The organism is Alteromonas sp. LMIT006, from assembly GCF_024300645.1.
GTDB classification, from domain to species: Bacteria; Pseudomonadota; Gammaproteobacteria; order Enterobacterales; family Alteromonadaceae; genus Opacimonas; species Opacimonas immobilis.
Map to the genome: position 1 here is coordinate 161,468 of NZ_CP101291.1, position 24,509 is coordinate 185,976.

The 24,509-nt window shown below is 43.4% G+C and carries 24 protein-coding genes, 2 tRNA genes and 1 rRNA gene; 12 read left to right on the forward strand and 15 right to left on the reverse strand.

From position 1 onward, the window contains the following. Positions 1–90: 90 nt before the first annotated feature. The 3 genes from NLG07_RS00710 to NLG07_RS00720 form a co-directional block, all read right to left on the reverse strand. Positions 91–166, reverse strand: a tRNA-Ala gene (locus NLG07_RS00710). 147 nt (positions 167–313) lie between these two features. Next, positions 314–390 (reverse strand) — tRNA-Ile (locus NLG07_RS00715). 85 nt (positions 391–475) lie between these two features. Then, positions 476–2,008: ribosomal RNA gene (locus NLG07_RS00720) — 16S ribosomal RNA — on the reverse strand. 361 nt (positions 2,009–2,369) lie between these two features. Here NLG07_RS00720 and NLG07_RS00725 point away from each other — a divergent pair. Continuing rightward, on the forward strand, positions 2,370–2,846 hold the full coding sequence (locus NLG07_RS00725; RefSeq protein WP_254855782.1) for an RNA-binding protein: 477 nt from the start codon (positions 2,370–2,372) through the stop codon (positions 2,844–2,846). Then, entirely contained in the window at positions 2,839–3,930 is a 1,092-nt protein-coding gene (gene trmA / locus NLG07_RS00730; RefSeq protein ID WP_254855783.1) for a tRNA (uridine(54)-C5)-methyltransferase TrmA, read from the forward strand. Before NLG07_RS00725 ends, trmA begins: the two co-directional genes overlap by 8 nt. On the opposite strand, the gene fabR is transcribed toward trmA, so the two are convergent. Further along, positions 3,927–4,544 (reverse strand): HTH-type transcriptional repressor FabR, encoded by a 618-nt coding sequence (fabR, locus tag NLG07_RS00735; RefSeq protein WP_254855784.1) that lies wholly within the window; start codon positions 4,542–4,544, stop codon positions 3,927–3,929. The two genes, trmA and fabR, sit on opposite strands and share 4 nt — an antisense overlap. A 101-nt stretch (positions 4,545–4,645) precedes the next feature. On the opposite strand from fabR, the gene NLG07_RS00740 reads away from it, so the two are divergent. Beyond that, entirely contained in the window at positions 4,646–5,785 is a 1,140-nt protein-coding gene (locus NLG07_RS00740; protein WP_254855785.1) for a fatty acid desaturase, read from the forward strand. A gap of 120 nt (positions 5,786–5,905) precedes the next feature. Here NLG07_RS00740 and NLG07_RS00745 read toward each other — a convergent pair whose 3' ends face one another. Beyond that, complete coding sequence (locus NLG07_RS00745) at positions 5,906–6,211, reverse strand: pyridine nucleotide transhydrogenase (protein ID WP_254855786.1); 306 nt, start codon at positions 6,209–6,211, stop codon at positions 5,906–5,908. A 76-nt stretch (positions 6,212–6,287) separates the two neighbouring features. Between NLG07_RS00745 and NLG07_RS00750 the strand changes: the two genes are divergently transcribed. Next, positions 6,288–6,428 (forward strand): hypothetical protein, encoded by a 141-nt coding sequence (locus NLG07_RS00750; protein WP_254855787.1) that lies wholly within the window; start codon positions 6,288–6,290, stop codon positions 6,426–6,428. On the opposite strand, the gene NLG07_RS00755 is transcribed toward NLG07_RS00750, so the two are convergent. The 8 genes from NLG07_RS00755 to dusA form a co-directional block, all read right to left on the reverse strand. Continuing rightward, a complete protein-coding gene (locus tag NLG07_RS00755; RefSeq protein ID WP_254855788.1) occupies positions 6,425–7,159 on the reverse strand; it encodes a phosphoadenylyl-sulfate reductase in 735 nt (244 codons plus the stop codon). The two genes, NLG07_RS00750 and NLG07_RS00755, sit on opposite strands and share 4 nt — an antisense overlap. Then, positions 7,152–8,855, reverse strand: coding sequence for an assimilatory sulfite reductase (NADPH) hemoprotein subunit (gene cysI / locus NLG07_RS00760; protein ID WP_254855789.1), 1,704 nt, complete (start codon positions 8,853–8,855; stop codon positions 7,152–7,154). Before cysI ends, NLG07_RS00755 begins: the two co-directional genes overlap by 8 nt. After that, entirely contained in the window at positions 8,855–10,645 is a 1,791-nt protein-coding gene (locus NLG07_RS00765; RefSeq protein WP_254855790.1) for an assimilatory sulfite reductase (NADPH) flavoprotein subunit, read from the reverse strand. Before NLG07_RS00765 ends, cysI begins: the two co-directional genes overlap by 1 nt. 116 nt (positions 10,646–10,761) lie before the next feature. Next, positions 10,762–11,514, reverse strand: coding sequence for a TIGR04219 family outer membrane beta-barrel protein (locus tag NLG07_RS00770; RefSeq protein ID WP_254855791.1), 753 nt, complete (start codon positions 11,512–11,514; stop codon positions 10,762–10,764). Positions 11,515–11,545: 31 nt separating this feature from the next. Next, positions 11,546–12,535 (reverse strand): DUF2333 family protein, encoded by a 990-nt coding sequence (locus NLG07_RS00775; RefSeq protein ID WP_254855792.1) that lies wholly within the window; start codon positions 12,533–12,535, stop codon positions 11,546–11,548. Positions 12,536–12,638: 103 nt separating this feature from the next. Beyond that, the gene (locus NLG07_RS00780; RefSeq protein WP_254855793.1) at positions 12,639–12,845 is read right to left on the reverse strand and encodes a PspC domain-containing protein; all 207 of its coding nucleotides are present in this window, start codon (positions 12,843–12,845) and stop codon (positions 12,639–12,641) included. A 382-nt stretch (positions 12,846–13,227) separates the two neighbouring features. Further along, complete coding sequence (locus tag NLG07_RS00785; protein ID WP_254855794.1) at positions 13,228–13,545, reverse strand: hypothetical protein; 318 nt, start codon at positions 13,543–13,545, stop codon at positions 13,228–13,230. A 273-nt stretch (positions 13,546–13,818) separates the two neighbouring features. Beyond that, complete coding sequence (dusA, locus tag NLG07_RS00790; RefSeq protein ID WP_254855795.1) at positions 13,819–14,841, reverse strand: tRNA dihydrouridine(20/20a) synthase DusA; 1,023 nt, start codon at positions 14,839–14,841, stop codon at positions 13,819–13,821. Between the two features lie 205 nt (positions 14,842–15,046). On the opposite strand from dusA, the gene NLG07_RS00795 reads away from it, so the two are divergent. The 6 genes from NLG07_RS00795 to NLG07_RS00820 all read left to right on the forward strand — a co-directional run bounded on the left by NLG07_RS00795 (position 15,047) and on the right by NLG07_RS00820 (position 20,899). Then, positions 15,047–15,526, forward strand: a complete 480-nt coding sequence (locus tag NLG07_RS00795) for a GNAT family N-acetyltransferase (protein ID WP_254855796.1) — start codon at positions 15,047–15,049, stop codon at positions 15,524–15,526. A 234-nt stretch (positions 15,527–15,760) separates the two neighbouring features. Then, on the forward strand, positions 15,761–16,918 hold the full coding sequence (locus tag NLG07_RS00800) for an NAD(P) transhydrogenase subunit alpha (RefSeq protein WP_254855797.1): 1,158 nt from the start codon (positions 15,761–15,763) through the stop codon (positions 16,916–16,918). After that, a complete protein-coding gene (locus tag NLG07_RS00805; protein WP_254855798.1) occupies positions 16,918–17,202 on the forward strand; it encodes an NAD(P) transhydrogenase subunit alpha in 285 nt (94 codons plus the stop codon). Before NLG07_RS00800 ends, NLG07_RS00805 begins: the two co-directional genes overlap by 1 nt. Before the next feature lie 9 nt (positions 17,203–17,211). After that, the gene (locus tag NLG07_RS00810) at positions 17,212–18,600 is read left to right on the forward strand and encodes an NAD(P)(+) transhydrogenase (Re/Si-specific) subunit beta (protein WP_254855799.1); all 1,389 of its coding nucleotides are present in this window, start codon (positions 17,212–17,214) and stop codon (positions 18,598–18,600) included. A gap of 147 nt (positions 18,601–18,747) precedes the next feature. Next, positions 18,748–19,644 carry an acyltransferase gene (locus tag NLG07_RS00815; protein ID WP_368501259.1) on the forward strand — a complete coding sequence of 299 codons (897 nt, stop codon included), beginning with the start codon at positions 18,748–18,750 and terminating at the stop codon, positions 19,642–19,644. A 7-nt stretch (positions 19,645–19,651) separates the two neighbouring features. After that, positions 19,652–20,899, forward strand: coding sequence for a mechanosensitive ion channel family protein (locus NLG07_RS00820; protein WP_254855801.1), 1,248 nt, complete (start codon positions 19,652–19,654; stop codon positions 20,897–20,899). A gap of 61 nt (positions 20,900–20,960) precedes the next feature. Here NLG07_RS00820 and NLG07_RS00825 read toward each other — a convergent pair whose 3' ends face one another. Then, positions 20,961–21,152: a hypothetical protein gene (locus tag NLG07_RS00825; protein ID WP_254855802.1), complete on the reverse strand. Its 192-nt coding sequence runs from the start codon at positions 21,150–21,152 to the stop codon at positions 20,961–20,963. Positions 21,153–21,544: 392 nt separating this feature from the next. On the opposite strand from NLG07_RS00825, the gene NLG07_RS00830 reads away from it, so the two are divergent. Together NLG07_RS00830 and NLG07_RS00835 are read left to right on the forward strand one after the other, a co-directional pair. Further along, complete coding sequence (locus NLG07_RS00830) at positions 21,545–22,255, forward strand: DUF2884 family protein (protein WP_254855803.1); 711 nt, start codon at positions 21,545–21,547, stop codon at positions 22,253–22,255. Continuing rightward, complete coding sequence (locus tag NLG07_RS00835) at positions 22,245–23,075, forward strand: NAD-dependent epimerase/dehydratase family protein (protein WP_254855804.1); 831 nt, start codon at positions 22,245–22,247, stop codon at positions 23,073–23,075. The genes NLG07_RS00830 and NLG07_RS00835 overlap by 11 nt, the downstream gene beginning before the upstream one ends. On the opposite strand, the gene NLG07_RS00840 is transcribed toward NLG07_RS00835, so the two are convergent. After that, positions 23,072–24,490: a sodium-dependent transporter gene (locus tag NLG07_RS00840; RefSeq protein ID WP_254855805.1), complete on the reverse strand. Its 1,419-nt coding sequence runs from the start codon at positions 24,488–24,490 to the stop codon at positions 23,072–23,074. The two genes, NLG07_RS00835 and NLG07_RS00840, sit on opposite strands and share 4 nt — an antisense overlap. Positions 24,491–24,509 lie beyond the last annotated feature (19 nt).

Sequence of the window (24,509 nt, forward strand, 5' to 3'; positions counted from 1 at the left end):
ATAAGGTTTAAAAAACCTTAATGTTTATACATAACTTCATATATAAACACTAAGGCATTCTTCCTTCAGACAAACCACACTTGCGATAAATGGTGGAGCTAAGCAGGATCGAACTGCTGACCTCCTGAATGCAAATCAGGCGCTCTCCCAGCTGAGCTATAGCCCCAATGTATCGCTAGACTACCCCAAGTTGCTAACCACCACACCTTCCAAGCAAATCTTGGTACAGCGAAAATTTGGGTAGGCAAGGCGGACATGAGCGTCGTGTATTAATAATACACAAGCGATTGTCCAACGCAGCTTACGCAAATTTTGGTAGGCCTGGGCAGACTTGAACTGCCGACCTCACCCTTATCAGGGGTGCGCTCTAACCAGCTGAGCTACAGGCCTGCAATCTTAGGCGTCTTTGTCTTTCTTCATTAATAACAAAACAATCTGTGTGAACACTACATTAAGAAGTCTACGACTTTCTTAGTAAGGAGGTGATCCAACCCCAGGTTCCCCTAGGGTTACCTTGTTACGACTTCACCCCAGTCATGAAACACAAAGTGGTAATCGTCCTCCCGAAGGTTAGACTAACTACTTCTTTTGCATCCCACTCCCATGGTGTGACGGGCGGTGTGTACAAGGCCCGGGAACGTATTCACCGCAGTATGCTGACCTGCGATTACTAGCGATTCCGACTTCATGGAGTCGAGTTGCAGACTCCAATCCGGACTACGACGAGCTTTAAGGGGTCCGCTTACCCTCGCAGGTTCGCCTCCCTCTGTACTCGCCATTGTAGCACGTGTGTAGCCCTACACGTAAGGGCCATGATGACTTGACGTCGTCCCCACCTTCCTCCGGTTTGTCACCGGCAGTCTCCTTAGAGTGCCCAACTAAATGATGGCAACTAAGGACAAGGGTTGCGCTCGTTGCGGGACTTAACCCAACATCTCACGACACGAGCTGACGACAGCCATGCAGCACCTGTCCCAGCGTTCCCGAAGGCACCAAAGCATCTCTGCTAAGTTCGCTGAATGTCAAGTGTAGGTAAGGTTCTTCGCGTTGCATCGAATTAAACCACATGCTCCACCGCTTGTGCGGGCCCCCGTCAATTCATTTGAGTTTTAATCTTGCGACCGTACTCCCCAGGCGGTCTACTTAGCGCGTTAGCTTCGCTACACACGTATTAAATACACATACAGCTAGTAGACAGCGTTTACGGTGTGGACTACCAGGGTATCTAATCCTGTTCGCTACCCACACTTTCGCACATGAGCGTCAGTCTTTGGCCAGAGAGCTGCCTTCGCCATTGATGTTCCTTCTGATCTCTACGCATTTCACCGCTACACCAGAAATTCCACTCCCCTCTCCAAGACTCTAGTCTGCCAGTTCTAAATGACCATCCCACGTTAAGCGCGGGGCTTTCACATCTAGCTTAACAAACCGCCTGCGTGCGCTTTACGCCCAGTAATTCCGATTAACGCTCGCACCCTCCGTATTACCGCGGCTGCTGGCACGGAGTTAGCCGGTGCTTCTTCTGTGGTTAACGTCACGGCTAGCAGGTATTAACTACTAACTTTTCCTCACCACTGAAAGTGCTTTACAACCCGAAGGCCTTCTTCACACACGCGGCATGGCTGCATCAGGGTTCCCCCCATTGTGCAATATTCCCCACTGCTGCCTCCCGTAGGAGTCTGGGCCGTGTCTCAGTCCCAGTGTGGCTGATCTTCCTCTCAGAACAGCTAGAGATCGTCGCCTTGGTAAGCCTTTACCTTACCAACTAGCTAATCTCACTTGGGCCTCTCTTTGCGCGTGAGCCTAAGCCCACTTTGGTTCGAAAACATTATGCGGTATTAGCTATCGTTTCCAATAGTTATCCCCCTCGCAAAGGCAAGTTCCCAAGCATTACTCACCCGTCCGCCACTCGTCAGCAAAGTGCAAGCACTTCCTGTTACCGTTCGACTTGCATGTGTTAGGCCTGCCGCCAGCGTTCAATCTGAGCCATGATCAAACTCTTCAATTAAAATATATCGAAATATGAATTGTCGTTGTGACACTCTTAATGAGTGCCCACACAAATTGTCTTGTTATCTGATTGTTAAAGAACGTTGAAGCCGAAACTTCAGTGCTTGTTTTGGGTTACCCCCTCAAGCGAGATGCGCATTCTACAGACTTCATTTCGAACGTCAACACTTTTTATCAAAAAACATCTACTTTTTTGTGTTTCACTCAAATTTTGCTCAAAGCGTCTAAAAAGCACACAATTACCGGCATTAATCGGTCATTCATACTCATACTTTAATGCCAGTTCCCTCTAATTTGATTATTCACACAATCGGAGTAACATAGCGCACTCACCTATTATTATAACTACAGGTATTATTATGAAAGTTTCATCTATTATCTTAATCATCTTCTTTTTGCTGCTCGGTTTTTTAATCCATTTTACAACGTCTATGCTCACTCTTGAGCAACTATACGCTTTTATTTTCGGTACTGTTGGTACTTGGATAATTGTCACACTTACCACACCACATCAGTCCTCAGCATCTAGTAACAGTGGTACAACAAAGAAACCCCAACACAAAAAAATCACAGACGGTCATGACCTCACTACACTATATATAGGAAATCTTGCATATAAGGTTCCTGAAAAAGCAATCAAAACACATTTTGAACAATATGGTTACGTTGATTCTGTGCGCTTAATGAAAGATCGTCGCAGTGGAAAACGTAAAGGTTTTGGCTTTGTCGAAGTTGGCGCAAACGATGCGCAACGCATGATTGATAATTTAAATGATACTGAGTTTTCCGAAAGAACATTAAAAGTTCGTCTAGCAAAAGAAAAAGGTAATGACTGAATACACCTCTCAACTAGATGCGAAGACATCTCGTCTTCGCTCTTTATTGTCACCAATCGTTCCAGCATCGATTTTATCTAACACACACATAGTCCAGTCAACATCACAGCATTATCGGATGCGGGCAGAATTTCGTGTATGGCATGATGGGGATGATTTATATCACATCATGTTCGACCAAGATACCAAGCAAAAATATCGAGTTGACCAACTACCAGCAGCTAATAAATTAATTAACCAAGCAATGGTTGATGTCATACAAGGTTTGAAAAGCACCCCGATTTTACGCCAAAAATTATTTCAAATTGACTACTTAAGTTGCCTCAATGACCAAGTGCTCGTTTCTTTACTTTATCATCGACAATTAAATGATGAATGGGAAACGCATATTCGCGCATTAAAGGAGCAACTTAATCAAAAATACCAAATTGATTTTATTGGTCGCGCCAAAAAACAAAAACGCGTTGTTGAGCGGGATTACGTCATCGAAACCTTACCGATACACGATAATAACTATACATTTAAACACATAGAAAACAGTTTCACTCAACCCAACGCACTGGTGAATTGTAAGATGATAGAATGGGCTGCGGATATTGGAAAGCAACTCACAGGTGATCTGTTAGAACTGTATTGTGGTGCTGGAAATTTTAGTATTCCACTATCTAACTACTTTAATAAAGTGCTGGCGACTGAAATATCCAAAACATCAGTCAGTGCAGCTCAGTACAACATAGAACAAAACAATGCTGATAACTGCACTATTTTACGGATGTCTAGTGAAGAATTTGTCGAAGCCCAACGTGGCGTAAGAACCTTTCGCCGTATGGAGGGGATTGAGCTGTCCGATTATGATTTGCAAACGGTACTTGTCGATCCACCAAGAGCAGGATTGGATAAGGAAACCTGTGAAATGATCAGTGAGTACGACAATATCATTTATATATCTTGTAACCCTGATACATTAGCTGACAACCTTGTACATTTGACTAAGACCCATGATGTCGTACAAACCGCGTTGTTTGATCAGTTTCCATTTACTCACCATATTGAGGCCGGTGTATTCTTGCAACGCAAGGCTTAAATTCTTCTACTCATCAATGCAGTCGCACCAAAATGTACCATATACAATTGGCGTTTGGTGCGCTCTGTGATCCCCTCTATTTGCACATCACTTGCATCTAATAACTCACCGCCTGCACTGAATACAATTTTGACCATTGCGTCAGCCTGCATTTGAGCGACCGCTTCCGGCTTTTTTTCCTGAATAACAATATAACCTGTTAATTCATCGGTAAAATGCTGAATTTCCCTCAGCACTGCTGCTCTAAAATCAGCAGAAGTACCGGTATGTTCACGCAAGAGCAAACGAAACACATTATTGTGTGCCAATACAAATTCTACAAATGTGTCCACTGAGATACTGATCGCCCCTCGTTCAGATGAGATCCGTCGCCTTGCGCTGCGCATCAATTGACGCAAAGTCAATCCGGCTTCATCTACCAAAGTCAAACCGAGTTCATCAATATCTTTAAAATGTCGATAAAAAGATGTAGGAGCAATACCCGCTACTCTCGCCACCTCTCGCAAACTCACTGCAGATAAACTTTTGGTTGCATCAAGGCTGGCAAAAGCAGCGTTAATAATATTTTGTCTTGTTTGCTGTTTTTGTTGTTCACGGGTGACTTTTTGCGACATCAGACTTATGACTACTTGCGTTACAAAGAGATTTAACTTATGTTTAGCTTACACGTGTACGCTGAAATTTAACAGCCAGATATATAACAAAGTAGTTCGACATGCCTAAGACACCATCCAAACCACCATTTATATGGTTAAATGTTATCATTTTTTCTGTTTTAACCCTGATTACTCTAATCGGAGTTCCTTGGTGGGCTATAACACATGGAGTCGAGACCAGTACCGTCATTGTGACGATATTGTTGTTTTTTTATACTGGGATGTCGATCACTGCGGGTTACCATCGTTTGTGGTCGCATAAGACCTATGATGCTCATCCCATCGTTAAATTTGTACTCGCAGTCGGCGGTGCCATGGCATTGCAAAACAGTATTTTACACTGGTCTTCCGATCACCGGGTACATCATCGTCACGTTGACGATAATGATAAAGATCCCTACTCAGCCAAAAAAGGGTTCTGGTACTCACACATTGGCTGGATGTTAAGGGAATATCAACCGGTTCGTTACAGTGATTATTCAAACTGCAAAGATTTGCTTAAAGACAAAATCGTAATGTGGCAACACAATCACTATATTGCGATTGTCTTAATTGCCAATTTCGGCATCACTGGATTCATTGGTTGGCTCAACGGCAACATTTTTGAAATGATTTTGATTGCAGGGGTCTGTCGTCTAGTTTTAGTGCATCACGTCACTTTTTTTATCAACTCTCTGGCACACATTTGGGGCAAGCAGACTTATACAGATGTGAACACTGCACGCGATAATGGCATACTAGCTCTATTTACTTTTGGTGAAGGGTATCACAACTATCACCACATCTTTGAATACGACTATCGCAATGGCATTCGCTGGTGGCAGTATGATCCTACGAAATGGCTGATTAAATCTTTGTCGTGGATTGGCTTAACCAAAAACCTGCGTACGGTTCCGGAAGATCGAATTCAGCAAGCCAAATTCTCCATGCAGTTGCTCAAGGCAAAGCACAAAATTGCACATGTACCTAATGCAGAAGTGATCATGCAAAAACTCGAGTCTGAATATCACGAGCTAGTCGAGAGATGTAATGCGTATTATGCATCACGTAAACGTCTGATGCGCATACAACAACGCCAATTACAAAAGACAGTCGATAAAATAGATTTACAGCACACCTGCGACGAACTCAAGCAAGCGTTTATGGAACAAAAACAACGCTGGCAGTTTGTAAGATTACAATTGCTACAACCTGCGTAAATAGACAAAGCGGTGTCATTCCAGCGAGACTGCCATATGAAGTAAGTAAGACTCAATCGGTTATTCTAAAACGACAAAACCCGCACATTGTGCGGGTTTTGTGTGTTTAAGATATAAATCTTATTGAGCCGGCTTAGTCAAAAGCGCAGTTTGTCCAGCATCATGATGAGCGACAATCTCAATGTTTAGCGTCTTGGGATCAAGACTTATTGTGGCAACAGCAAAATCAGAATTAGCATCGGCCAAATTGATGATGTTTTGCTGTGCGTGTTGGAACTGACTACTTTGCTCAATGTGCTGAGCAACAAATTTTGCATCAAACGTTAAGCTTGTCTTATCCACACAATCTAGTAATTGATTATTCGTTTCAGCATGCGCAAGACCTGAGCCTAACACAAGGGCTACTAAAGTAATGAGTTTACGCATATTTATACTCCTTCGCTGCCAGTTTATTCCGACAACGAATTAAATATAGAACATATAGTTATAAAAATCAAGTTTTATGACAAGTTTGTTACACTTATATGACAACAATATGACAGACTATGATTTCGAGCTACCGAAGGTGGTCAGGCCTGGTGAGCAAGGACAGTATTTTTCGGAGATGAAGCAAATGCTCAAAAAACAATTTGAGCTCTATTAAATCCCATCTCCGAATTCATGCAGACCACATTCTCGCTTGAGACCATTAAATCGCGTATCCTCTTCGCTCATGCCATCAGTTAAAGCTCGAGTAGTATGCCAATCACCAATGGACACGTAGCCTTGTTCCCACAATGGATGATAGGGCAAGTTATGCGCTTTAAGATATTCGTGAAGTTGTTTATTGGACTGATCAATAATTGGGTAAACTTTGATTTGCTGTCCAATATTTTGCAATACCGATAACTGACTGCGCCCTTGAGATTGTGAACGACGCAAGCCTGCAAACCAAGTGCCGACACCAAGTTCTTGCAAAGCTCGCTGCATTGGCTCAACCTTGTTGATTTGATTGTATTGTTCGATGCCCTCAAGCCCTTTTTCCCATAGCTTGCCATAGCGAGCCTCTTGCCATGCCGCAGTCCAAGGTGCGCGATAAACCTTAAGGTTTAAACTAAGACGCTCACTAAGCTCATCAATAAATTGATACGTTTCAGGAAACAAATAACCTGTATCCGTCAACACAACTGGTGTGCCAGGTGCAACTGTATTAATCAAATGCAACATGACAGCAGACTGTGCACCAAAGCTTGACGAAACGATGGCTTGTTCGGGCAAATTCGCAAATGCCCATTCAACGCGAGCCAGCGGCGACATATTCTCGAGCACTTCATTGTGGCGAGTGATATCGGAGCGTTCAAACTCCGAAAATTGCTGAGTGGCAAGACTAGGCATAAAAATCCCTCGCTGAATCCACCACTGGGGCAACGATCTCAGCACGGATCACAAAATCACCAAACGCTTCGCCTGCAGTTCGTTCTTTTGCCCAACGAGCAATTAGATCGTCGAGGATACTCATAATTTCAGTATCAGTAATATTTTCTCGATACATTTTGGGGATACGCGTACCTTCACGGTTACCACCAAGATGCAAGTTGTATTTACCCGGACCTTTGCCGACTAGACCTACCTCTGCGAGCATCGCGCGGCCGCAGCCATTGGGACATCCGGTTATACGATAAATAATCGACTCATCAGCCAAATTGTGTTTTGCCAACATACTTTCAATTTGTGTCACCGCATCGGGTAAGTAACGCTCCGCTTCCGCCATCGCTAATGGACATGTCGGCAAAGAAACACACGCCATAGAATCTGTGCGTTGTTTTGAGACGTCTGGCATTAATCCGTGTTGCTTGGCCAGCGCTTCAATCTGCGCTTTATGTTCTGGTGCCACCTGAGCAATCACCAAATTTTGGTTCGCTGTCATACGGAACTCACCCGTATGGATCTTGGCGATTTCGCGACAACCGGTTTTTAACGTTTTTTCAGGATAATCAAGAATTCGACCATTTTCGATAAAGCACGTTAAGTGATAATTGCCATCCACGCCTTCAACCCAACCAAAGCGATCACCGCGGCCTGTGAATGCATACTCTGCAGATGGTGCGAAAATCACTCCAGCACGTTTTTCAACTTCCCTTTTAAAGGTTTCAACACCGACTCGCTCAAGGGTATATTTGGTTTTGGCATTTTTGCGATTCACCCGATTACCCCAATCGCGCTGCGTCGTAACAACCGCCTCAGCAACCGCCAAGGTGTGTTCTAATGGGATAAAGCCAAAGTCATCAGCTTTGCGTGGAAACGTACTGTGATCACCATGGGTCATGGCTAAGCCCCCCCCGACGAGCACATTAAAACCAACTAACTTATCACCTTGTGCAATCGCAACAAAGCTCAAATCGTTTGCATGCACGTCCACATCATTTTGCGGCGGAATGACCACGGTCGTTTTGAACTTACGGGGTAAGTAGTTATTGCCTAAAATCGGTTCTTCTGTGGTTTCCACTTTTTCTTCATCTAGCCAGACTTCGGCATATGCCTTGGTTCTTGGCAATAAGTGCTCACTAATTTTGACCGCCCACGCATAGGCTTCTTGGTGCACTTTGGACGCTTCAGGGTTTGATGTACACAGGACATTTCGGTTCACATCGCCAGCTGTAGCAATCGAATCAATACCGATTTTGTTTAGAGTTTGATGCATCAATTTAATATGTGGCTTCAGAACACCATGGAACTGGAATGTTTGACGTGTCGTCAGACGAATACTGCCATAGATGGTATGTGAATCGGCAAATTCATCAATCGCCAACCATTGCTTAGGTGTAATAACACCACCAGGCAAACGCGCACGAAGCATGACATTGTGTAATGGCTCTAGTTTTTGCTTGATGCGCTCTGGGCGAATATCTCGGTCATCTTGCTGATACATGCCGTGAAAACGAATTAATTGAAAGTTATCCGAGGTGAAGCCACCTGTCATGTCATCTTGCAAATCATCCGCTATGGTTCCGCGCAAGAAATTACTCTCGCCTTTGATACGCTCGTTATCAGCAAGTTTACCCTCAACGATTAGGTTCTTTGAATCACTCATTAGTAAACATCCTTCTGATAACGTTTGGCTTTGCGCAGAGCTAAAAGCGCTTGTTTGGCATCCGCTTCAGACAGCTTGCCATGGGTTTGATAAATAGTGAGTAATGCATTTTCTACGTCTTTCGCCATGTGTGTTGCATCACCACAAACATAAACGTGTGCCCCGCGCTCAAGCCATGCATACACTTCCGCGCCCTGTTCAAGCAGGCGATGTTGTACATAGATTTTTTCTTCTTGGTCACGTGACCACGCAAGAGACACCCGACTTAACAAGCCCGACTTTTTGTATCCTTGCCATTCTGTTTGATACAAAAAATCTTGAGTAAAATGTGGATTGCCAAAGAATAACCAATTATCACCTCCAGCACCTTGTGCATCACGCTCTTGCATGAACGCTCTGAATGGCGCTATGCCAGTGCCTGGGCCAATCATAATGATTGGAGCATTAGGATCGTCAGGTAAACGGAAGTTATTATTTGGTTCAATATAGACTTTAACCGTATCGCCTTCTGCCAAACGCTTGCCCAGAAATCCTGATGCACCACCTTGATGGGTGAAGCCAAACTCATCGTATTCGACTAAAGCAACCGTCAAATGTACTTCATCTTCTACTTCGCTTTGCGAAGAAGCAATTGAATACAAACGCGGGGTGATTGGACGCAATGCATCCACGAGTTGTTGCGCAGAACACGATACCGGATGATCAATAATAATATCAACAATTTGACGATTTGCGATGTATTCACGCAAGGCCGCTTTGTCTTCCAAAAGCGTCTTTAATGATTCTGCACCTGTACTGTCTGCTAACTTACTGATGAAGGTAGGATAAGAGAGGGTCAGTTCTAATTTATCAGCTAAAGCAGTGCTCAATGACAAGGATTCGCCTGCGACATCCACTTGCGTCTGTGCATCCAATGACAATGCTGCCAATATGCGATTCACCACATCATCTGAGTTGCTAAAATACACACCAAGGGCATCGCCTACTTGGTATTGAATGCCTGAGTCTTCTAAGCTAATTTCAATATGACGGATGTCTTTGATTGAATCTCGACCGGTAATTTTTAGACTCTCTGTCAGGGTCGCTGTGAACGGGTTTTGCTTGTTGTATTGCGACGTGGCAGCGGGTGCATTTGCTACTGAGAGAGTGGTTGCCACCGTTGCGACTGACTGCTTAAAATCGTCTTGTATTGCTGCGATAACACTGTCCATCCAAGCTGCTGAAGCTTGGGCATAATCCACATCACAATCAACTCGTTCAGCAACAGCCGTCGCACCAAGCGCGGCAAGTCTTGAGTCAAAGTCTTTCGCTGTTTGGCAGAAAAATTCATAACTTGTATCACCTAATCCAAGCACTGAATATTTGGTATTGGCTAATTTAGGGGCTTTTTTGCTGGCAACAAATTCGTGCAACTCAATCGCATCATCCGGTGCGTCACCTTCGCCATGAGTTGATACGATAACGGCAACATGCGTCTCAGCTTTTAGAGCTCTTGGCTTATAATCAGCCATCGAAACGACTTTGGCATTTACGCCAGAAGCGTTGGCTTTTTCAGCAAACGCGTGTGCAACACCTTTGGCATTGCCAGTTTGTGAACCGTATAAAACGGTAAGTTGTGCTTGATTAGCCGGTGCTTCAGTGGTTGCAACACCACCACCTTGAGCTGATGCTAGGCCAGCAATATAGCCACTCACCCAACTTAACTGTTGATTATCAAGACCTTGAATTGCTTGCGTAATGGCACTTAGTTGTGCGGAAGCAAGTACGCCTGGTACGTTTGGATTTGCCATAAAAAAATCGTTAACCCTTGTTATCTATGCCTTCACTCTAAACGACTTCATGTATAATAGAAAAGAATAATTAACGATTTTTTATTACTTTTTAGAATAAATAAATTGAAAGGATATTAGAAATGGACTTCAATTCCGGCATACACTCCGCTGAATTTTAAATCAGTGAAGGTGTTATCAAGATCGTCCAATTCGATAGTGACTGCTCGCCCGCCAATTTGCAGGGCAACATTCATGGCTAAGCTATCTATAATGCGGTATTCAAAGGCTGCATTGAGATCGCTCACGCTGTGGTCATCAATCGATAAATAACTGCCTTCAGCAAAAATCGACCAATCGGTCGCAGGGATCCCAAACTCAATTTTGGAATAGACCATTGGAATATAGCCAGTAACGTCTTGAGAACCTGTGACGCCATTTACCGTATCGTCCACACTGATTGTCGCGTCTATTTTCTTGGCGTTGATCCCCAAATCAATGCTGACCAAATCATTATCGAGGATTTCGTAATACAAAATATGATCGGTCATACTCATTTCGACATCGGTATCGAGTCGCGTATCGGATGCAAAAGTTTCGCCACCAAACGTAAAGCTAGTAGATAAATCCGTGAACCCATCAGTATCAAAACTGGTGTGAATTAATTTGGCATTTGGCACCAGCGGAATAAAATGCTCAAACGCTAAGTAATAAGAACCTTGGCGTTCATCATCAAAAGTAAAGTTCGCCAAATTCGCGTCTGAAGCAAACGCGCCTTCGCTTTCCATTGCCCACATTTGAGCACCACCGTAAAGACCTAACAAAGTGTCAGCATGAGAAGTAGTACTCAACAAGAGACCTGATAATACAACTGCGATATGTGTTTTCATTTGCGTTCCATGTGTTTGATATTAAATTGTTTTAGCCTCGATTGAGTAATTCTGCCAGTTCAATGATACCAGCATTGGCTCTAGATATATAATTAGCCATGACCAATGAATGATTTGCGAGCATACCAAAACCGCTGCCGTTCAAAATCATAGGACTCCACACCGTATCTTGGGTCGCTTCGAGTTCGCGAATAATTTGTCGCAGACTGACCAAGGCATTTTTGTTGACTAAAATATCACGAAAATCCATTTCGATGCCGCGTAAAATGTGTAATAGCGCCCAAGCCATTCCTCGTGCTTGATAAAAATTATCGTCAATCTTGAACCAGCTTGTTTTGTTGGTTATTTGCATGGGGGTTGGCGTCGACTGTGATGCTTTCGCATCTCCAGCTAAATCTGTGTTGATAACATCTGCCCCAACGCTAGCACTGAGCTTTTGTGACATGGATCCCAATCGCTTTTCGACTTCTTTAAGATAATCGCGTAGATTGTCTGCCCTAGCAAAAAACTGACTGCTCGCCTGTTGTTGGGTTAGCGCGAGACGATAAGCCTTAATCAAATCAATCGCTTCACCGTATTGAGATTCGGCAGACGGCAAAATCCATTTGGTGCTATCGATATTGAGATTAGGCTGTGCTTTGACCAAAAATTCATTTTCAACCGACTGTGATTGCGAGCGAGAAAAATCTTTACGCAACGCCAAAGTGACATCGCGTAACATCTCTAGCGCGCCAAATTCCCATGCTGGCATATTGTCCATCAATACACCCGGAGGGGCAATATCGTTACTCAGATAGCCTCCGGTTTTATGGAGCAAGACATCACCCACTTCGATAACGGCGGTAGTCGTGGCAAAACCAACAACGGGTTCGACTTGTAGCGCATTTGCTTGTTCTGCAACGACGTCTTTCACCGAAAAGGTTGCTGGCGACCAACTCCAAACCCAACCGATGATAGTTAAAATAAAAATAATAGCGAGTGTCGCAAAACCGATGTTCTTGAAATTAATGGATTCTGGCATGGCATTCCCTAGCACAAAAGTGATACTAATAGCATAGCATCATTTTGCGCGTTTTTATGTGACAAATTTTTGATTTACTTCATAGTTTTTATCTATAGTGGCATTATGCATAGCGCTTGCGCAAAAACAAAATCCCTAATACATAACCCAATGCTATGGCTGTCGGAGCAAACAGGAAGAGTGCGACAGCTGCTGCTCTGACCCAGATAGCATCGAGATTAAAGCGTTTTGCAATGCCACTACAGACACCACTAATTAGAGGATTGCTAGCATCACGGTACAATCGAGTATCGCATTTATGTACATTCATTTTTTGTCTCCTTAGTATATTGTTGATACAACTTTTCTATTTGATTATTTCAATCCTCATGCCAAGTGTTTAAATTATTGATTTTAAATGGTTTTATATAAAAAAGATAAAAGCCAAGTAATACTGAAGGGTTTGCAAGTTAGTGTTTTTGACCAATAGTTAGTAAAATATCTAAAACTAGATTTTAGACATAAAAAAGCCACCGTGATGGTGGCCAAAGGGAGTGTGGGAGAAGTACTTTGTCGCGATGATTAACACCAGCGACGTTTCAATCTACTAATATGATGTGGAACTTTTAAACTGCTCATCCATAAACCTACTGCAGCAACAAAGGCAAGGATAGGTGCACTAAACAACCACACTAAGTCTATGAAAAACATTATTATTCAGCCTCGTCTGCGGCAGCTATAAGCGCTTTAACGTCGGAGGCAATGGTGTTTTGTACAATATCAATCACATGGATGTTCGGCGCAAACTGTGGTTGGTCGTCTAACGAAAATTGGTGTGCTGTATTGGCAACAGATTGCATCGCGCCAAAATGTACGTCCTGTGAATTCAATGCTGTTGTATGTTGCATCATTGTATTCACATATGTATTTAATGAAACGGTTTGCTCGGTTTGAGCGTTCGCTGCAGCCGATGCTGTAATAAAAAAAACTGAAGCGATAATGGATTTGGCAAGTTTAGTTGTAACCGTCATGGTGATACCCTTTTTAGCAAGTTAATTACAATATTTACATCGTATTGTTTAAGTCGTATTAACTATTGCTAAGGTTGTGCCAATCCTAAAAAAAATCGTAAGCCTATATTTTAATTAGCTTTTTTATTTTAAACATCCTCTCACAAAAAACCTAGGTTAGCTTTTTTGACCATGCCAGTTAGTAAAAAGCACCACATTTTGGTTAGGTTTTCATTAAGGAAAGGAGGGAAAAAAAATAACTAACAACTGTCATTCTTTGCCGGTTCAAAAAGACTAAGACGGTGTTGTTTTTTCGGCCTGAAATGCCAAGGCACGTGCTTTAGTTGCTTCCATTTCGGCATGAGCGTCCAGCAGCACATCCGCTGACACTTCACCTTTTATCGCATTTTGGCTCAAATAACGACGCCAGACTTTGCCGCCAGGTTGACCTTGAAACAGGCCTAGCATGTGCCGGGCAACATGCCATACTCGTCCACCATCGTTGAGATATTCTTTGGTATAACGATGCATACGCTCAACCACATCAGCTCGACTAGGCGCACTATGATTGTCGCCGTAATACAGAGCATCAACCTCAGCCAAACAATAAGGGTTAGCATACACTTCACGGCCGAGCATGACTTCGTCGACGCGCTCTAGGTGGGCAAGACCATCCTCGTGATTATTGATCCCGCCATTAATGCCAATATGTAGTTCAGGGAATTCTTGTTTGAGCTGATAGACTCTATCGTACATCAAAGGTGGAATGTCGCGATTTTCTTTGGGGCTAAGGCCCTTGAGCCAAGCTTTGCGAGCATGCACAATGAACGTGTCACACCCTGCGTCAGCGACGATTTGGATAAAACGAGTCAGATCCTCATATTCATCCATATCATCGATACCAATCCTCGACTTGACCGTCACGGGAATGTCAACTTGCCCTTGCATCGCTTGAATACACTGAGCAACGGTCTCAGGCATTGCCATCAGACAGGCGCCAAACGCACCATTTTGCACTCTATCAGAGGGACAGCCAACATTGATGTTGACCTCATCATAGCCCTGTTCTTGGGCTTGGGCAGCACATTCTGCCATCGCACCAGGATCTGAACCTCCCAATTGTAAAGCGACCGGATGCTCAGCGTCATTAAATCCTAAAAAATCTCCCTTGCCGTGAATGATCGCGCCAGTGGTGACCATTTCAGTGTATAAGAGCGCATACTGGGTCATTTGTCGATAAAAGTAACGACAGTGACGGTCGGTCCAATCCAGCATTGGGGCGACACTAAATCGACGATGAAAATTGCTAGTGCTCATGAAGCTGTGTCCATTGACAAAATGGGTAGAAAATATGAGGAATTGATGTCTTCATGTTATCAAAAAAACTAAGTTCGCAAAAGTAAGCTTTTACTAACTTTACATAAAAAAAGGCAATGGATTCGCATCGTATGTAATGGCTATAAAATTCGTAAATATGCTAACATTACCTTCATTCAAACGATCTTAATTATAAAGGCCTAACATGTCCATTACTATCCGTCCCGCCACAATTGAAGATGCCGAGACTATCATGCAGTTTATCGTTGAACTCGCAATTTACGAAAAAGCCGAGCATGAGGTCTTAGCCACGCAAGCAGATATTGAGCACAGTATATTTGGTGCCAACTCTACGGTGGACGCCGTGATCTGCGAACACGGTAAAAAGCCGATTGGCTTTGCCGTGTACTTTTATAATTACTCAACTTGGCTCGGTAAAAATGGACTCTTTTTAGAAGATTTGTATGTTACTCCGGAGTCACGCGGCATTGGCGCCGGCAAAGCCTTACTGAAACACTTAAATCAACTCGCTTTAGATAAAGGATGTGGCCGCTTTGAATGGAATGTTTTAGATTGGAATACGCCATCTATCGAATTTTACGAATCGATTGGCGCCAAACCACAATCGGAATGGATCGGTTATCGACTCGATCATGATGCAATGAAAACGTTTGCCAACTCTTAACATTGATAGTTGTTTATTAACAAAGTCTTCGGGATATTCACATCACATTAATAACTCCATCAATATCTTAACCGGGATAGTCCGAAAGTACTATCCTGCCTATCCAAAAGTAGTATACCGAGTTCTCTCTCATGCATATAGGCTAAGGTCAGCGCACTTTTGCACAATTAGACTATTATAAATATTCCGTTCAATACCCTACAAAATTAGAACGATGAATATAAGGAGCTCGCTTTGAACATATTTGTGGTCAACGAAGCACAAAAGGGTCGAGAATTCAGCACTGAAAAGCGCTGTGCCTTAACGCCCACTAGTGCTAAAAAACTGATTCGATTAGGTTATACCATCACGCTAGAAACGAATGCTGGTAAAGCTTCTGGTTATAGCGACAGCGATTTTGCTGACGTGGACGTTACGATAGCCAAAGAAAGTGAGACGGCGTTGCAAAACGCGGATATCATCCTTTACGTCAATCGCCCCATGCCTGAAGAGGTCAAGCAAATCAAAGCTGGTGCTATTGTGATAGGTCACTGCGATCCTTTCTTTAACCAGACTTTAGTTGAAGATATGGCTAAAGCCAAACTCAACACCCTATCAATTGAAATGATCCCTCGTTCCACACGTGCGCAAAAAATGGATGCGTTAAGTTCACAAGCTAGCCTTGCAGGTTATGTCATGATGCTGCAAGCCGCCAATACACTACCTTCTATTTTACCCATGATGATGACGCCATCTGGCACCATTAAACCCGCTAAGGTCTTTATCATCGGTGCGGGCGTGGCCGGTTTACAAGCCATTGCTACTGCGAAACGCTTGGGTGCAAATGTGTTAGCATACGACACCCGTCCCGTAGTGGCTGAGCAAGTCCAATCTTTGGGTGGCAAATTCTTGCACATTGACATCGGTGAGACCGGTCAAACCAAAGACGGTTATGCACAAGAGCTCACTGCGGAACAAAAACAAATTCAACAAGATGCACAGCGCGATGCCATTGCCGATTCAGACATCGTCATCACCACTGCGCAGTTATTTGGCCGCAAACCCCCAGTCCTAATTAGCAAGGAAACGTTATCTTTGATGCGTCCAGGGTCGGTTGTGGTGGATATGGCGGCGCAATCAGGCGGCAATGTCGAAGGCTCTGTCGCTGGTAAAACCAAAACGATCGGCGGTGTCACCGTCATCGGTACTGGCAACTGGAGTCAAGCCGTTGCGCGTGATGCCACCGAGATGTACGCCAATAACCTCGCCAATTTAATTGATGAGTTCACAGATTCTGAAACGCAGTCGTTTAATTTGGATTTAGACGATGAAATCTTAGCACAAAGTGTGATTACGCATGATGGTGCCGTCATCAATGACATGTTAGTCAATGCGTTCAAAGGAGCAAAATAATGGAAATGATTTATCTTATTTTTATCGTCTTACTGGCCGCGTTATTAGGCTTTGAACTCATTCGTAAAGTACCAGCCACGTTGCACACGCCACTGATGTCTGGTTCAAATGCCATCTCTGGCATTACGTTAGTTGGGGCAATTGCCTCAGCAGGTGGCGATCACGAGTGGCTTACCATTTTATTAGGCACGGGCGCAGTAGCACTCGCAAGCATCAACGTGGTGGGTGGCTATCTAGTTACAGATAGGATGCTCGGCATGTTTAAGAAAAAAGACAGTAAATAAGGATTAGGCATGAACGCAGTCGATTTAACCATTAATTTGGTCTATGTATTAGCCGCCGCCTTGTTTATTGGTGGATTAAAACTTCTCTCACATCCAGATACCGCAAGGCGCGGTAATCTTGTCTCGGCGATTGGTATGCTTCTTGCCGTAGTCATTACCCTGATTGACCAAGAGGTCTTGCAATACCAGTATATTGTCTTGGGCTTCATTATCGGCGGGGCATATGGGGCGTGGAAAGCGAAATCAGTTGAAATGACCGCCATGCCCGAAATGGTCTCGTTATTCAACGGTTTTGGTGGGGCAGCGTCATTACTAGTAGGTTGGGCAACCATTGTCGCCATGTCTGATATGGCGCTGCGTTTTACCAGTGGATTTGTGTTTAGCACGGTCATTATTACTATATTGATTGGTGGCATTACGTTCTCAGGTAGTTTGGTTGCATGGGGTAAGCTTTCTGGTAAATTAGGTTCCAAAGCCGTTATTTTCAAAGGGCTTCGTGAGCTGAGTATTGCGCACCTTGTGGCCTTTGTCATTGTGGGTATTGCGTTTGTATATAACCCAGACAGTGCGTTTTTATTAGGCTTAGCCATATTACTGGCATTGAGCTTTGGTATTTTGGCGACCATTTCAATCGGTGGTGCCGACATGCCCGTAGTCATTGCTTTATTAAACAGTTATTCAGGGATTGCGGCGTGTGCTGCGGGTCTGGCGATTGATAACACGATTCTGATTGTTACGGGTCTTTTGGTGGGTGCATCAGGTCTCATTCTGACCAACATCATGTGTAAAGCGATGAACCGTTCATTGCTTAACGTATTGCTTTCAGGCTTTGCTAAACCGGTTGAAATGGGTGAGGTGATCACAGGTGAAGTCAAGGTGATGTCGGCACAAGATGCCTTTTATGTCCTCGAAGCAGCACAAGCGGTCTTGGTTGTACCAGGTTATGGTATGGCGGTGGCACAAGCGCAACACGCAGTACGTGAACTGCAAAACTTGCTTGAAGAAAACAACTGTACCTTTGATTACGCGATTCACCCAGTTGCAGGTCGAATGCCAGGGCACATGAACGTGTTATTGGCAGAAGCTGACGTACCCTATGAACAGTTATATGAAATGGATGATGTGAATCCGCGTATGGAAAACTACGATGTAGTCATCGTCATTGGAGCCAATGACGTCGTCAATCCGGCAGCGAAAGAAATGGAAGGCAGCCCTATCTACGGTATGCCAGTTATCGAAGTGTATCGCGCCAAGACCGTATTTGTCTTGAAACGCTCAGCCAACGCCGGCTTTGCCGGTGTGGATAACCCACTGTTCTTTAAAGACAATACTCGCATGGTACTCGGGGATGCGAAAGACACCATCAACAATATCATTCGTGAATTTGGTGATCAGTAACCATTACTAAACCTTCTACGCAAAGCCTGCAATCTCAATCAAAAGATCGCAGGCTTTTTTGATTAAGCGTAATTGACTTCACCTGCACTTTTGCATAGCATTGATTTTAATAATAATAACTTTTGATAAACATCGATGATGCGCCATATGAAAGCCCTTTTTGTGTTTCCATTGCACTTCGCATTGCAGATTTTTAATCTGTGCTTTTGGGGCGGTCTAATCATTGTCTTGGGCATCGTCAAACTCATCCCACTTACTTTTTTACGTCACACTATTAATCCGGTCATTGCCAACTTTGAAATAGCCTTTGGTGTATGCAGTATCAGTTTACTTAAATTCTTCAACCGCATTAATATTGATTATCGAGTCAGCTCTGAGCTGTCAAAAGACCAATGGTATCTCGTCACGGTTAATCACCGCTCCTACCTAGATGTCATCTTAGTCATGGATTTTGCGTATCAAAGGATCCCAGCGCCCAAATTTTTCCTCAAAAAAGAACTGATTTGGTTACCGGTTGTGGGTTTAGGTGCATGGGCTTTGGATATGCCTTTCATGCAGCGTTTTAGCAAAGCGCAAATCACTAAAAATCCAAATCTTGCTGGTAAAGACATCGAAACCACCCGAAAAAAATGCAAAAAATACAAATTCACACCTACTACCGTGGTCAATTTTGCAGAGGGTACTCGGTTTACCTTGGCCAAACATCAAGAAAAGCAATCTCCGTATACCCACCTCCTGAGGCCAAAAGCTGCGGGATTGGCTTTTACGCTAAACACCATGGGGGAACAGTTCACTGAATTACTCGACATTACGCTTATATATCCCGAAAATGAAGGCCACCCGATGATGGATATGTTGTGTGGACGCATGAAGCGGATTGTTGTTGATGTGACAAGCGTACCTATTTCTAACGATTTACGTGGAAATTATGATATAGATGACAATTTCAAAGCTTATTTCCAGCAATGGTTGAATACGCTTTGGGCTAACAAAGATAGGTGTATAACCTCCTATCTAAACGTTCAAGACAGCACTGCTCCCTAAGGTGAATATGGAAAGTACACAATTTATGGATATGTTCATCCATATCATCAGCCAAATAACCCAGCAAGATGACATCACTAATCAGCATCCTATATACAAGTTATCCGCTATTTTGAGTATATTATTCGGTGCATTAGTGGTGTTTTATATTATGCGCGCCATTTTGCAATCTAAGATGTTATTGCGTTTATTTGAAAACGAGTATCGTTGGGATGATGCCTTATTAGAGCATGGATTCTTTAATCGTGTTGGTCATGTAATGCCTGCGGTATTTATTCTCCTCACAACGCCCGTATTGCTTGAACAAAATACTCTTATCTCAAGCTTTACCAACAAAGCTGCTTTGGTTTACATTGTTTTTGCGAGTATTTTTGCCGTCTATGCCTTACTCAATACCATTGAGGATTTGTATAACGCCTCCAAGCTTGCCAGCAAAGCACCCATTACCGGCTTTATTCAAGTCTTCAAATTGCTGTTTGCTATTATTGCCATTGTTCTCTCCATCTCCCTTATCTTAGAAAAAAGTCCCTATTTATTACTTTCAGGCTTAACTGCCATCACAGCGGTATTGTTATTGATTTTCCGCGACACGATATTGGGGTTTGTTGCGGGTATTCAAATTGCCGCTAATCGCATGTTTAACAGCGGTGACTGGATCGAAATCCCAAAATTTGGCATCGATGGCGAAATCCAACAAATCGGGTTAAACGTGGTCAAAGTGCAAAACTGGGATAAAACCATTGCAACCATTCCGACTTACTCATTAACTAACGAATCGGTTAGAAACTGGCAAGGTATGCAGCGCTCAGGCGGCCGACGCATAAAACGCGCGTTACTGATAGACCAATCAAGCATCGGTTTTTTAAGTGACGATCAACTTGACGATCTTAAACAGTTTAAACGCATCGCACAGTATTTGGCAGATAAACTCGGGGAGATAAATACCGACAATATCAATAATGCCATCGATGCAAAAGACACCAAAAATGCCCGACGTTTAACCAACATCGGTACATTTAGAGCATACATCGAAGCTTATCTCAAATCCCACCCAAACATCGCTCAGCAGATGACCCTAATGGTCCGTCAGTTAAAACCAACAGAAACGGGACTGCCAATTGAACTGTATTGTTTTACTAATACTACTATTTGGGTAGAGTATGAGAGCATACAAGCGGATATTTTTGACCACCTGCTGGCCATCATGCCGTTGTTTGGCTTGAGGTGTTATCAGCGTGTGAGCGACAAAGGCTAAAGGCATAAAAAAACGGTTGCCAGTTTCCTGACAACCGTTTTTAGCAATATAAACTGCTAAATTAGGCTAACGCGTAAGCAAGTAGAGCGGTAAAAATAATACCAGACACGCCAAAAAAGCCATATTCCACTTTCTCTTTCATGCCTGCTTCACCTGTCTCGCTAGACAAAAAAGCCATAATCACACAAGTAACCCCTAATACCAAGGCTAATACAGCACCGCCAAACGCAAGTGCATTAATCCATTCAATCATTACTGACTCCAAAAAAACAACTGCGTGAATTATATCAAGCTTCCCAAAAAAACCCTAGTTATCAGAAGCAAAAAAGACATGATACTTTGATGTTAGTCAAAACTTACACATATTATTTGTTTTGCCTAACTTTTTGCTACTTATAAAGTATATCGTACCTGAATAGCACCTTTTAATAGGCGATTCGTCGTATTTTTTGTTGGCATGAATATTGGTTATCAATTAAGGTATTACACAATTAATTAGGAATCTTTATGACCCCATCCAACTCATCATATAGCAGAATCAAGGCTCCGTTTATTACTGCGTCCTGCGTCGGTATGTTTGCACTTTTTAGCACTTCGACTCTAGCGAGCAACATACAAATTGACATGTCACAGTGCGAAGTCAACATGCACGGCACCCTCGGCATCGAGAATGGCGTCATGACAGTGACCACGACAAAAGGTCAAACACTTACGTTAGATGAAGAACAACAGCTCTTCGTTGATGGCAAAGAAATGCTACTTACTGCGTCACAACAGAGTTTGGCTGAGCAGTATTATTACAACATCAACGCAGCGATTCCAATGGGCATCGAAATCGCTGCGCAAGGCTTAGAACTTAGCAATGTGGCCGTTAATGACATTCTATCTCCTTTACTTGGTGAAGATGATGACATGATAATCAAACTCAATGAGTTACTTACAGGCGTTGCACAAGGATTGCAAAACGATATTTATGATGCGCAAGGCAACCTTTCTATTGCACCCAATATGAGTGGTGGCAATTGGTTTTCTCCCGAGTGGGAAAAAGACTTTGAACGCGTATTAACCGACACCATAGAGCAAAATATGGGGCGGTTGATGATTGCAATTGGTACTGAGTTATTATTTGGTGAAGGTGATTTTGGCTTAGAGGCGTTTGATCCAGATGCATTAGCCCAACGTGTTGGCGACAAAATGGCGCATCATGGTACGCAAATCAGTGAAGCGATGGTGACCTTTTGTGCAATCGTTGAAGCCGCTGACCAAGCTGAGACAGACTTGGCAAACAGTATCGAAGTACTTAACTCGTTTGATGTGATTCAATATCGCAAAGGCACTCACCACAATGCTCAATAAAACATTAAGCGTGGGCATTTTTGGCTGTGGTTGGCTTGGTCAACCACTGGCCAAGAGGCTCATTCAAGCTGGACATGAGTTGATAGGCAGTACTACTCGTGCATCACAGCGAGCCGTTCTATCCGCACTCGGCGTCACGCCAATTATACTCGATCTTAGACAGCATCCTTTAGCGACCAATGACTATCCAACGGTTCGTCAGCTTGATGTTATCTTGCTCAACATTCCACCAAAACATAGAGATCTAGATGCGCCGCTATTTGTGTCTCAAGTGAAAGAATTTGTGGACACACTATTATCCCTTTCACCGAATGCCTATGTGATTTTTGTATCCACAACGTCCGTGTTTGGCAATGCGACACAAACGGTGAATGAAGATAGCCCGACTTGTCCAAATACCCCCTCAGGGCACGCGCATGTTGAACTGGAGCAATTCATCCTCAACCAACCTAAAAGCTCGGTGGTACGCTTAGCTGGCCTGATTGACGATGTACGCCACCCGATTACCAGTATTGTCAAACGCGAGACCTTTAGTAACGGACAACAAGTAGTGAATCTAGTTCATCAGGAAGATGTAGTGAACGCTTTGCAAATAATCATTGAGCGACAACTCTCGGGCGTAACCATGCATCTTTGCGCACCGGAACACCCTACTCGAGAACACTATTATCAATACGCAGCACAACAACGCTTATTAACGTTTCCTACTATTATTCCCGATCCCAACTCCACACCTCATGGCAAAGTGGTTTTGGCACAAAAAACCCAGCAACTGCTGGGCTTTGAATATCAATACAAGAGTCCATTTGATATGGTCTAGCCCAATAGAGCTAAACCAAAATACTTAGTCAATACAGTATTGAGAAAGATAAACGCCAGAACCAGCGGGATAAATGTCCCAATTGAGAAGTTTACATAACGTTCAAACCATGAGCCCTGATAAACGGTTGAGCCTTCTTCTAGAGCGGCATTAAAGTTCTGTTTGCGCCAGCGATAACTCACAAACAAACAAATCAACAAACCATTAAGAGGTAAGATCGTTTCATAAAATACATCAATCACTACATCAAAGAACGATTTATTCGCGCCAGCATAACTCACAAAATCAGTCAAAAACGGTACCATACCAAAGGATACTGCGCACATTAAAGACAGTAATACTAGCAAAGCGCCAGCAATACCGAGTGCTTTTGGTCGGGAAACCCCCTGTTCACTCATCAAAGATGAGACCGGTACTTCAAATATCGATACCAATGATGTAATCGCTGCAAAGAACACAAGTAAGAAAAAGACACTGGCCACAACTGACGCCCCCGTATAACCTATGGTGGCTTGTAGTGCTAGGAAGATTTTAGGTAAAAAGGTAAAAATCAAACCCACTGATGACTCACTCAAATCTTCAGCTTGGATCTCAGGGTTGAAGGTGAAGATTGCAGGTAAAATCATCAACCCCGCAGTAAACGCAACTGCCGTATCGGTTAATGCGACTAATTTGGAAGAATTTGGTACATCTGCGCGTCGATCGACGTAGCTGCCATATGTGATCATGATCCCCATACCCAAAGACAATGAGAAAAACGCTTGAGATAGCGCACCATTGACGACACCTGAATCTATTTTACTGATATCAGGAATAAGATAGAACTGCACCCCTAACATCGCATTGTCTTGTAACAAGACAAATATCACCATGCCAATCAGCATAAAGAACAGAGCCGGCATCAATATTTTTGCGCCTCGCTCGATCCCTTCTTTGACCCCGCCTTGCAAAATTAAGTACATAATCGCTAACACGGCGACCAAATAACCGAACACTTTGCCCGAATTGATAAACTGACCAAAATTATCCGGATTGGCTAACTGCGACAAATTACCGGTTACCGATTCAACCAAGTAACCCAATATCCATACTGTAATAACGGAGTAAAATACGGCGATCATAAACGGGGTGATAATTGACAACCAGCCCGCAATAGACCATTTTGAATTGGGTGCGAGCTTCTTATATGCACCGAGAGGATCACGCTGAGTATGACGACCAACAGACATTTCTGCCATCATCACTGGCAGGCAGATGAAAAAGACAAATACCGCATACATTAATAAAAATGCACCGCCCCCATTTTTGGCCGCGCCAACAGGAAAACCCACCAGATTGCCGATCCCCACAGCGGAACCTGCAGCTGCCAAAATAAAGCCTAAGCGAGAACCAAATTGCTCGCGAGATGCGCCCATATCACTATCCTAATTATTG

Excerpts from the sequence above, each read along its gene's own strand:
- NLG07_RS00770 (WP_254855791.1), bottom strand. The coding sequence starts at position 11,514 with ATGAAAACACATATCGCAGTTGTATTATCAGGTCTCTTGTTGAGTACT.
- NLG07_RS00775 (WP_254855792.1), bottom strand. The coding sequence starts at position 12,535 with ATGCCAGAATCCATTAATTTCAAGAACATCGGTTTTGCGACACTCGCT.
- NLG07_RS00805 (WP_254855798.1), top strand. The coding sequence starts at position 16,918 with ATGGAAATGATTTATCTTATTTTTATCGTCTTACTGGCCGCGTTATTA.
- NLG07_RS00750 (WP_254855787.1), top strand. The coding sequence starts at position 6,288 with ATGACAAGTTTGTTACACTTATATGACAACAATATGACAGACTATGAT.
- NLG07_RS00785 (WP_254855794.1), bottom strand. The coding sequence starts at position 13,545 with ATGACGGTTACAACTAAACTTGCCAAATCCATTATCGCTTCAGTTTTT.
- dusA (WP_254855795.1), bottom strand. The coding sequence starts at position 14,841 with ATGAGCACTAGCAATTTTCATCGTCGATTTAGTGTCGCCCCAATGCTG.
- cysI (WP_254855789.1), bottom strand. The coding sequence starts at position 8,855 with ATGAGTGATTCAAAGAACCTAATCGTTGAGGGTAAACTTGCTGATAAC.
- NLG07_RS00830 (WP_254855803.1), top strand. The coding sequence starts at position 21,545 with ATGCACGGCACCCTCGGCATCGAGAATGGCGTCATGACAGTGACCACG.
- NLG07_RS00820 (WP_254855801.1), top strand. The coding sequence starts at position 19,652 with ATGGAAAGTACACAATTTATGGATATGTTCATCCATATCATCAGCCAA.
- NLG07_RS00780 (WP_254855793.1), bottom strand. The coding sequence starts at position 12,845 with ATGAATGTACATAAATGCGATACTCGATTGTACCGTGATGCTAGCAAT.
- NLG07_RS00745 (WP_254855786.1), bottom strand. The coding sequence starts at position 6,211 with ATGCGTAAACTCATTACTTTAGTAGCCCTTGTGTTAGGCTCAGGTCTT.
- NLG07_RS00765 (WP_254855790.1), bottom strand. The coding sequence starts at position 10,645 with ATGGCAAATCCAAACGTACCAGGCGTACTTGCTTCCGCACAACTAAGT.
- NLG07_RS00825 (WP_254855802.1), bottom strand. The coding sequence starts at position 21,152 with ATGATTGAATGGATTAATGCACTTGCGTTTGGCGGTGCTGTATTAGCC.
- trmA (WP_254855783.1), top strand. The coding sequence starts at position 2,839 with ATGACTGAATACACCTCTCAACTAGATGCGAAGACATCTCGTCTTCGC.
- NLG07_RS00740 (WP_254855785.1), top strand. The coding sequence starts at position 4,646 with ATGCCTAAGACACCATCCAAACCACCATTTATATGGTTAAATGTTATC.
- NLG07_RS00835 (WP_254855804.1), top strand. The coding sequence starts at position 22,245 with ATGCTCAATAAAACATTAAGCGTGGGCATTTTTGGCTGTGGTTGGCTT.
- NLG07_RS00815 (WP_368501259.1), top strand. The coding sequence starts at position 18,748 with ATGAAAGCCCTTTTTGTGTTTCCATTGCACTTCGCATTGCAGATTTTT.
- NLG07_RS00725 (WP_254855782.1), top strand. The coding sequence starts at position 2,370 with ATGAAAGTTTCATCTATTATCTTAATCATCTTCTTTTTGCTGCTCGGT.
- NLG07_RS00840 (WP_254855805.1), bottom strand. The coding sequence starts at position 24,490 with ATGGGCGCATCTCGCGAGCAATTTGGTTCTCGCTTAGGCTTTATTTTG.
- fabR (WP_254855784.1), bottom strand. The coding sequence starts at position 4,544 with ATGTCGCAAAAAGTCACCCGTGAACAACAAAAACAGCAAACAAGACAA.
- NLG07_RS00795 (WP_254855796.1), top strand. The coding sequence starts at position 15,047 with ATGTCCATTACTATCCGTCCCGCCACAATTGAAGATGCCGAGACTATC.
- NLG07_RS00810 (WP_254855799.1), top strand. The coding sequence starts at position 17,212 with ATGAACGCAGTCGATTTAACCATTAATTTGGTCTATGTATTAGCCGCC.
- NLG07_RS00755 (WP_254855788.1), bottom strand. The coding sequence starts at position 7,159 with ATGCCTAGTCTTGCCACTCAGCAATTTTCGGAGTTTGAACGCTCCGAT.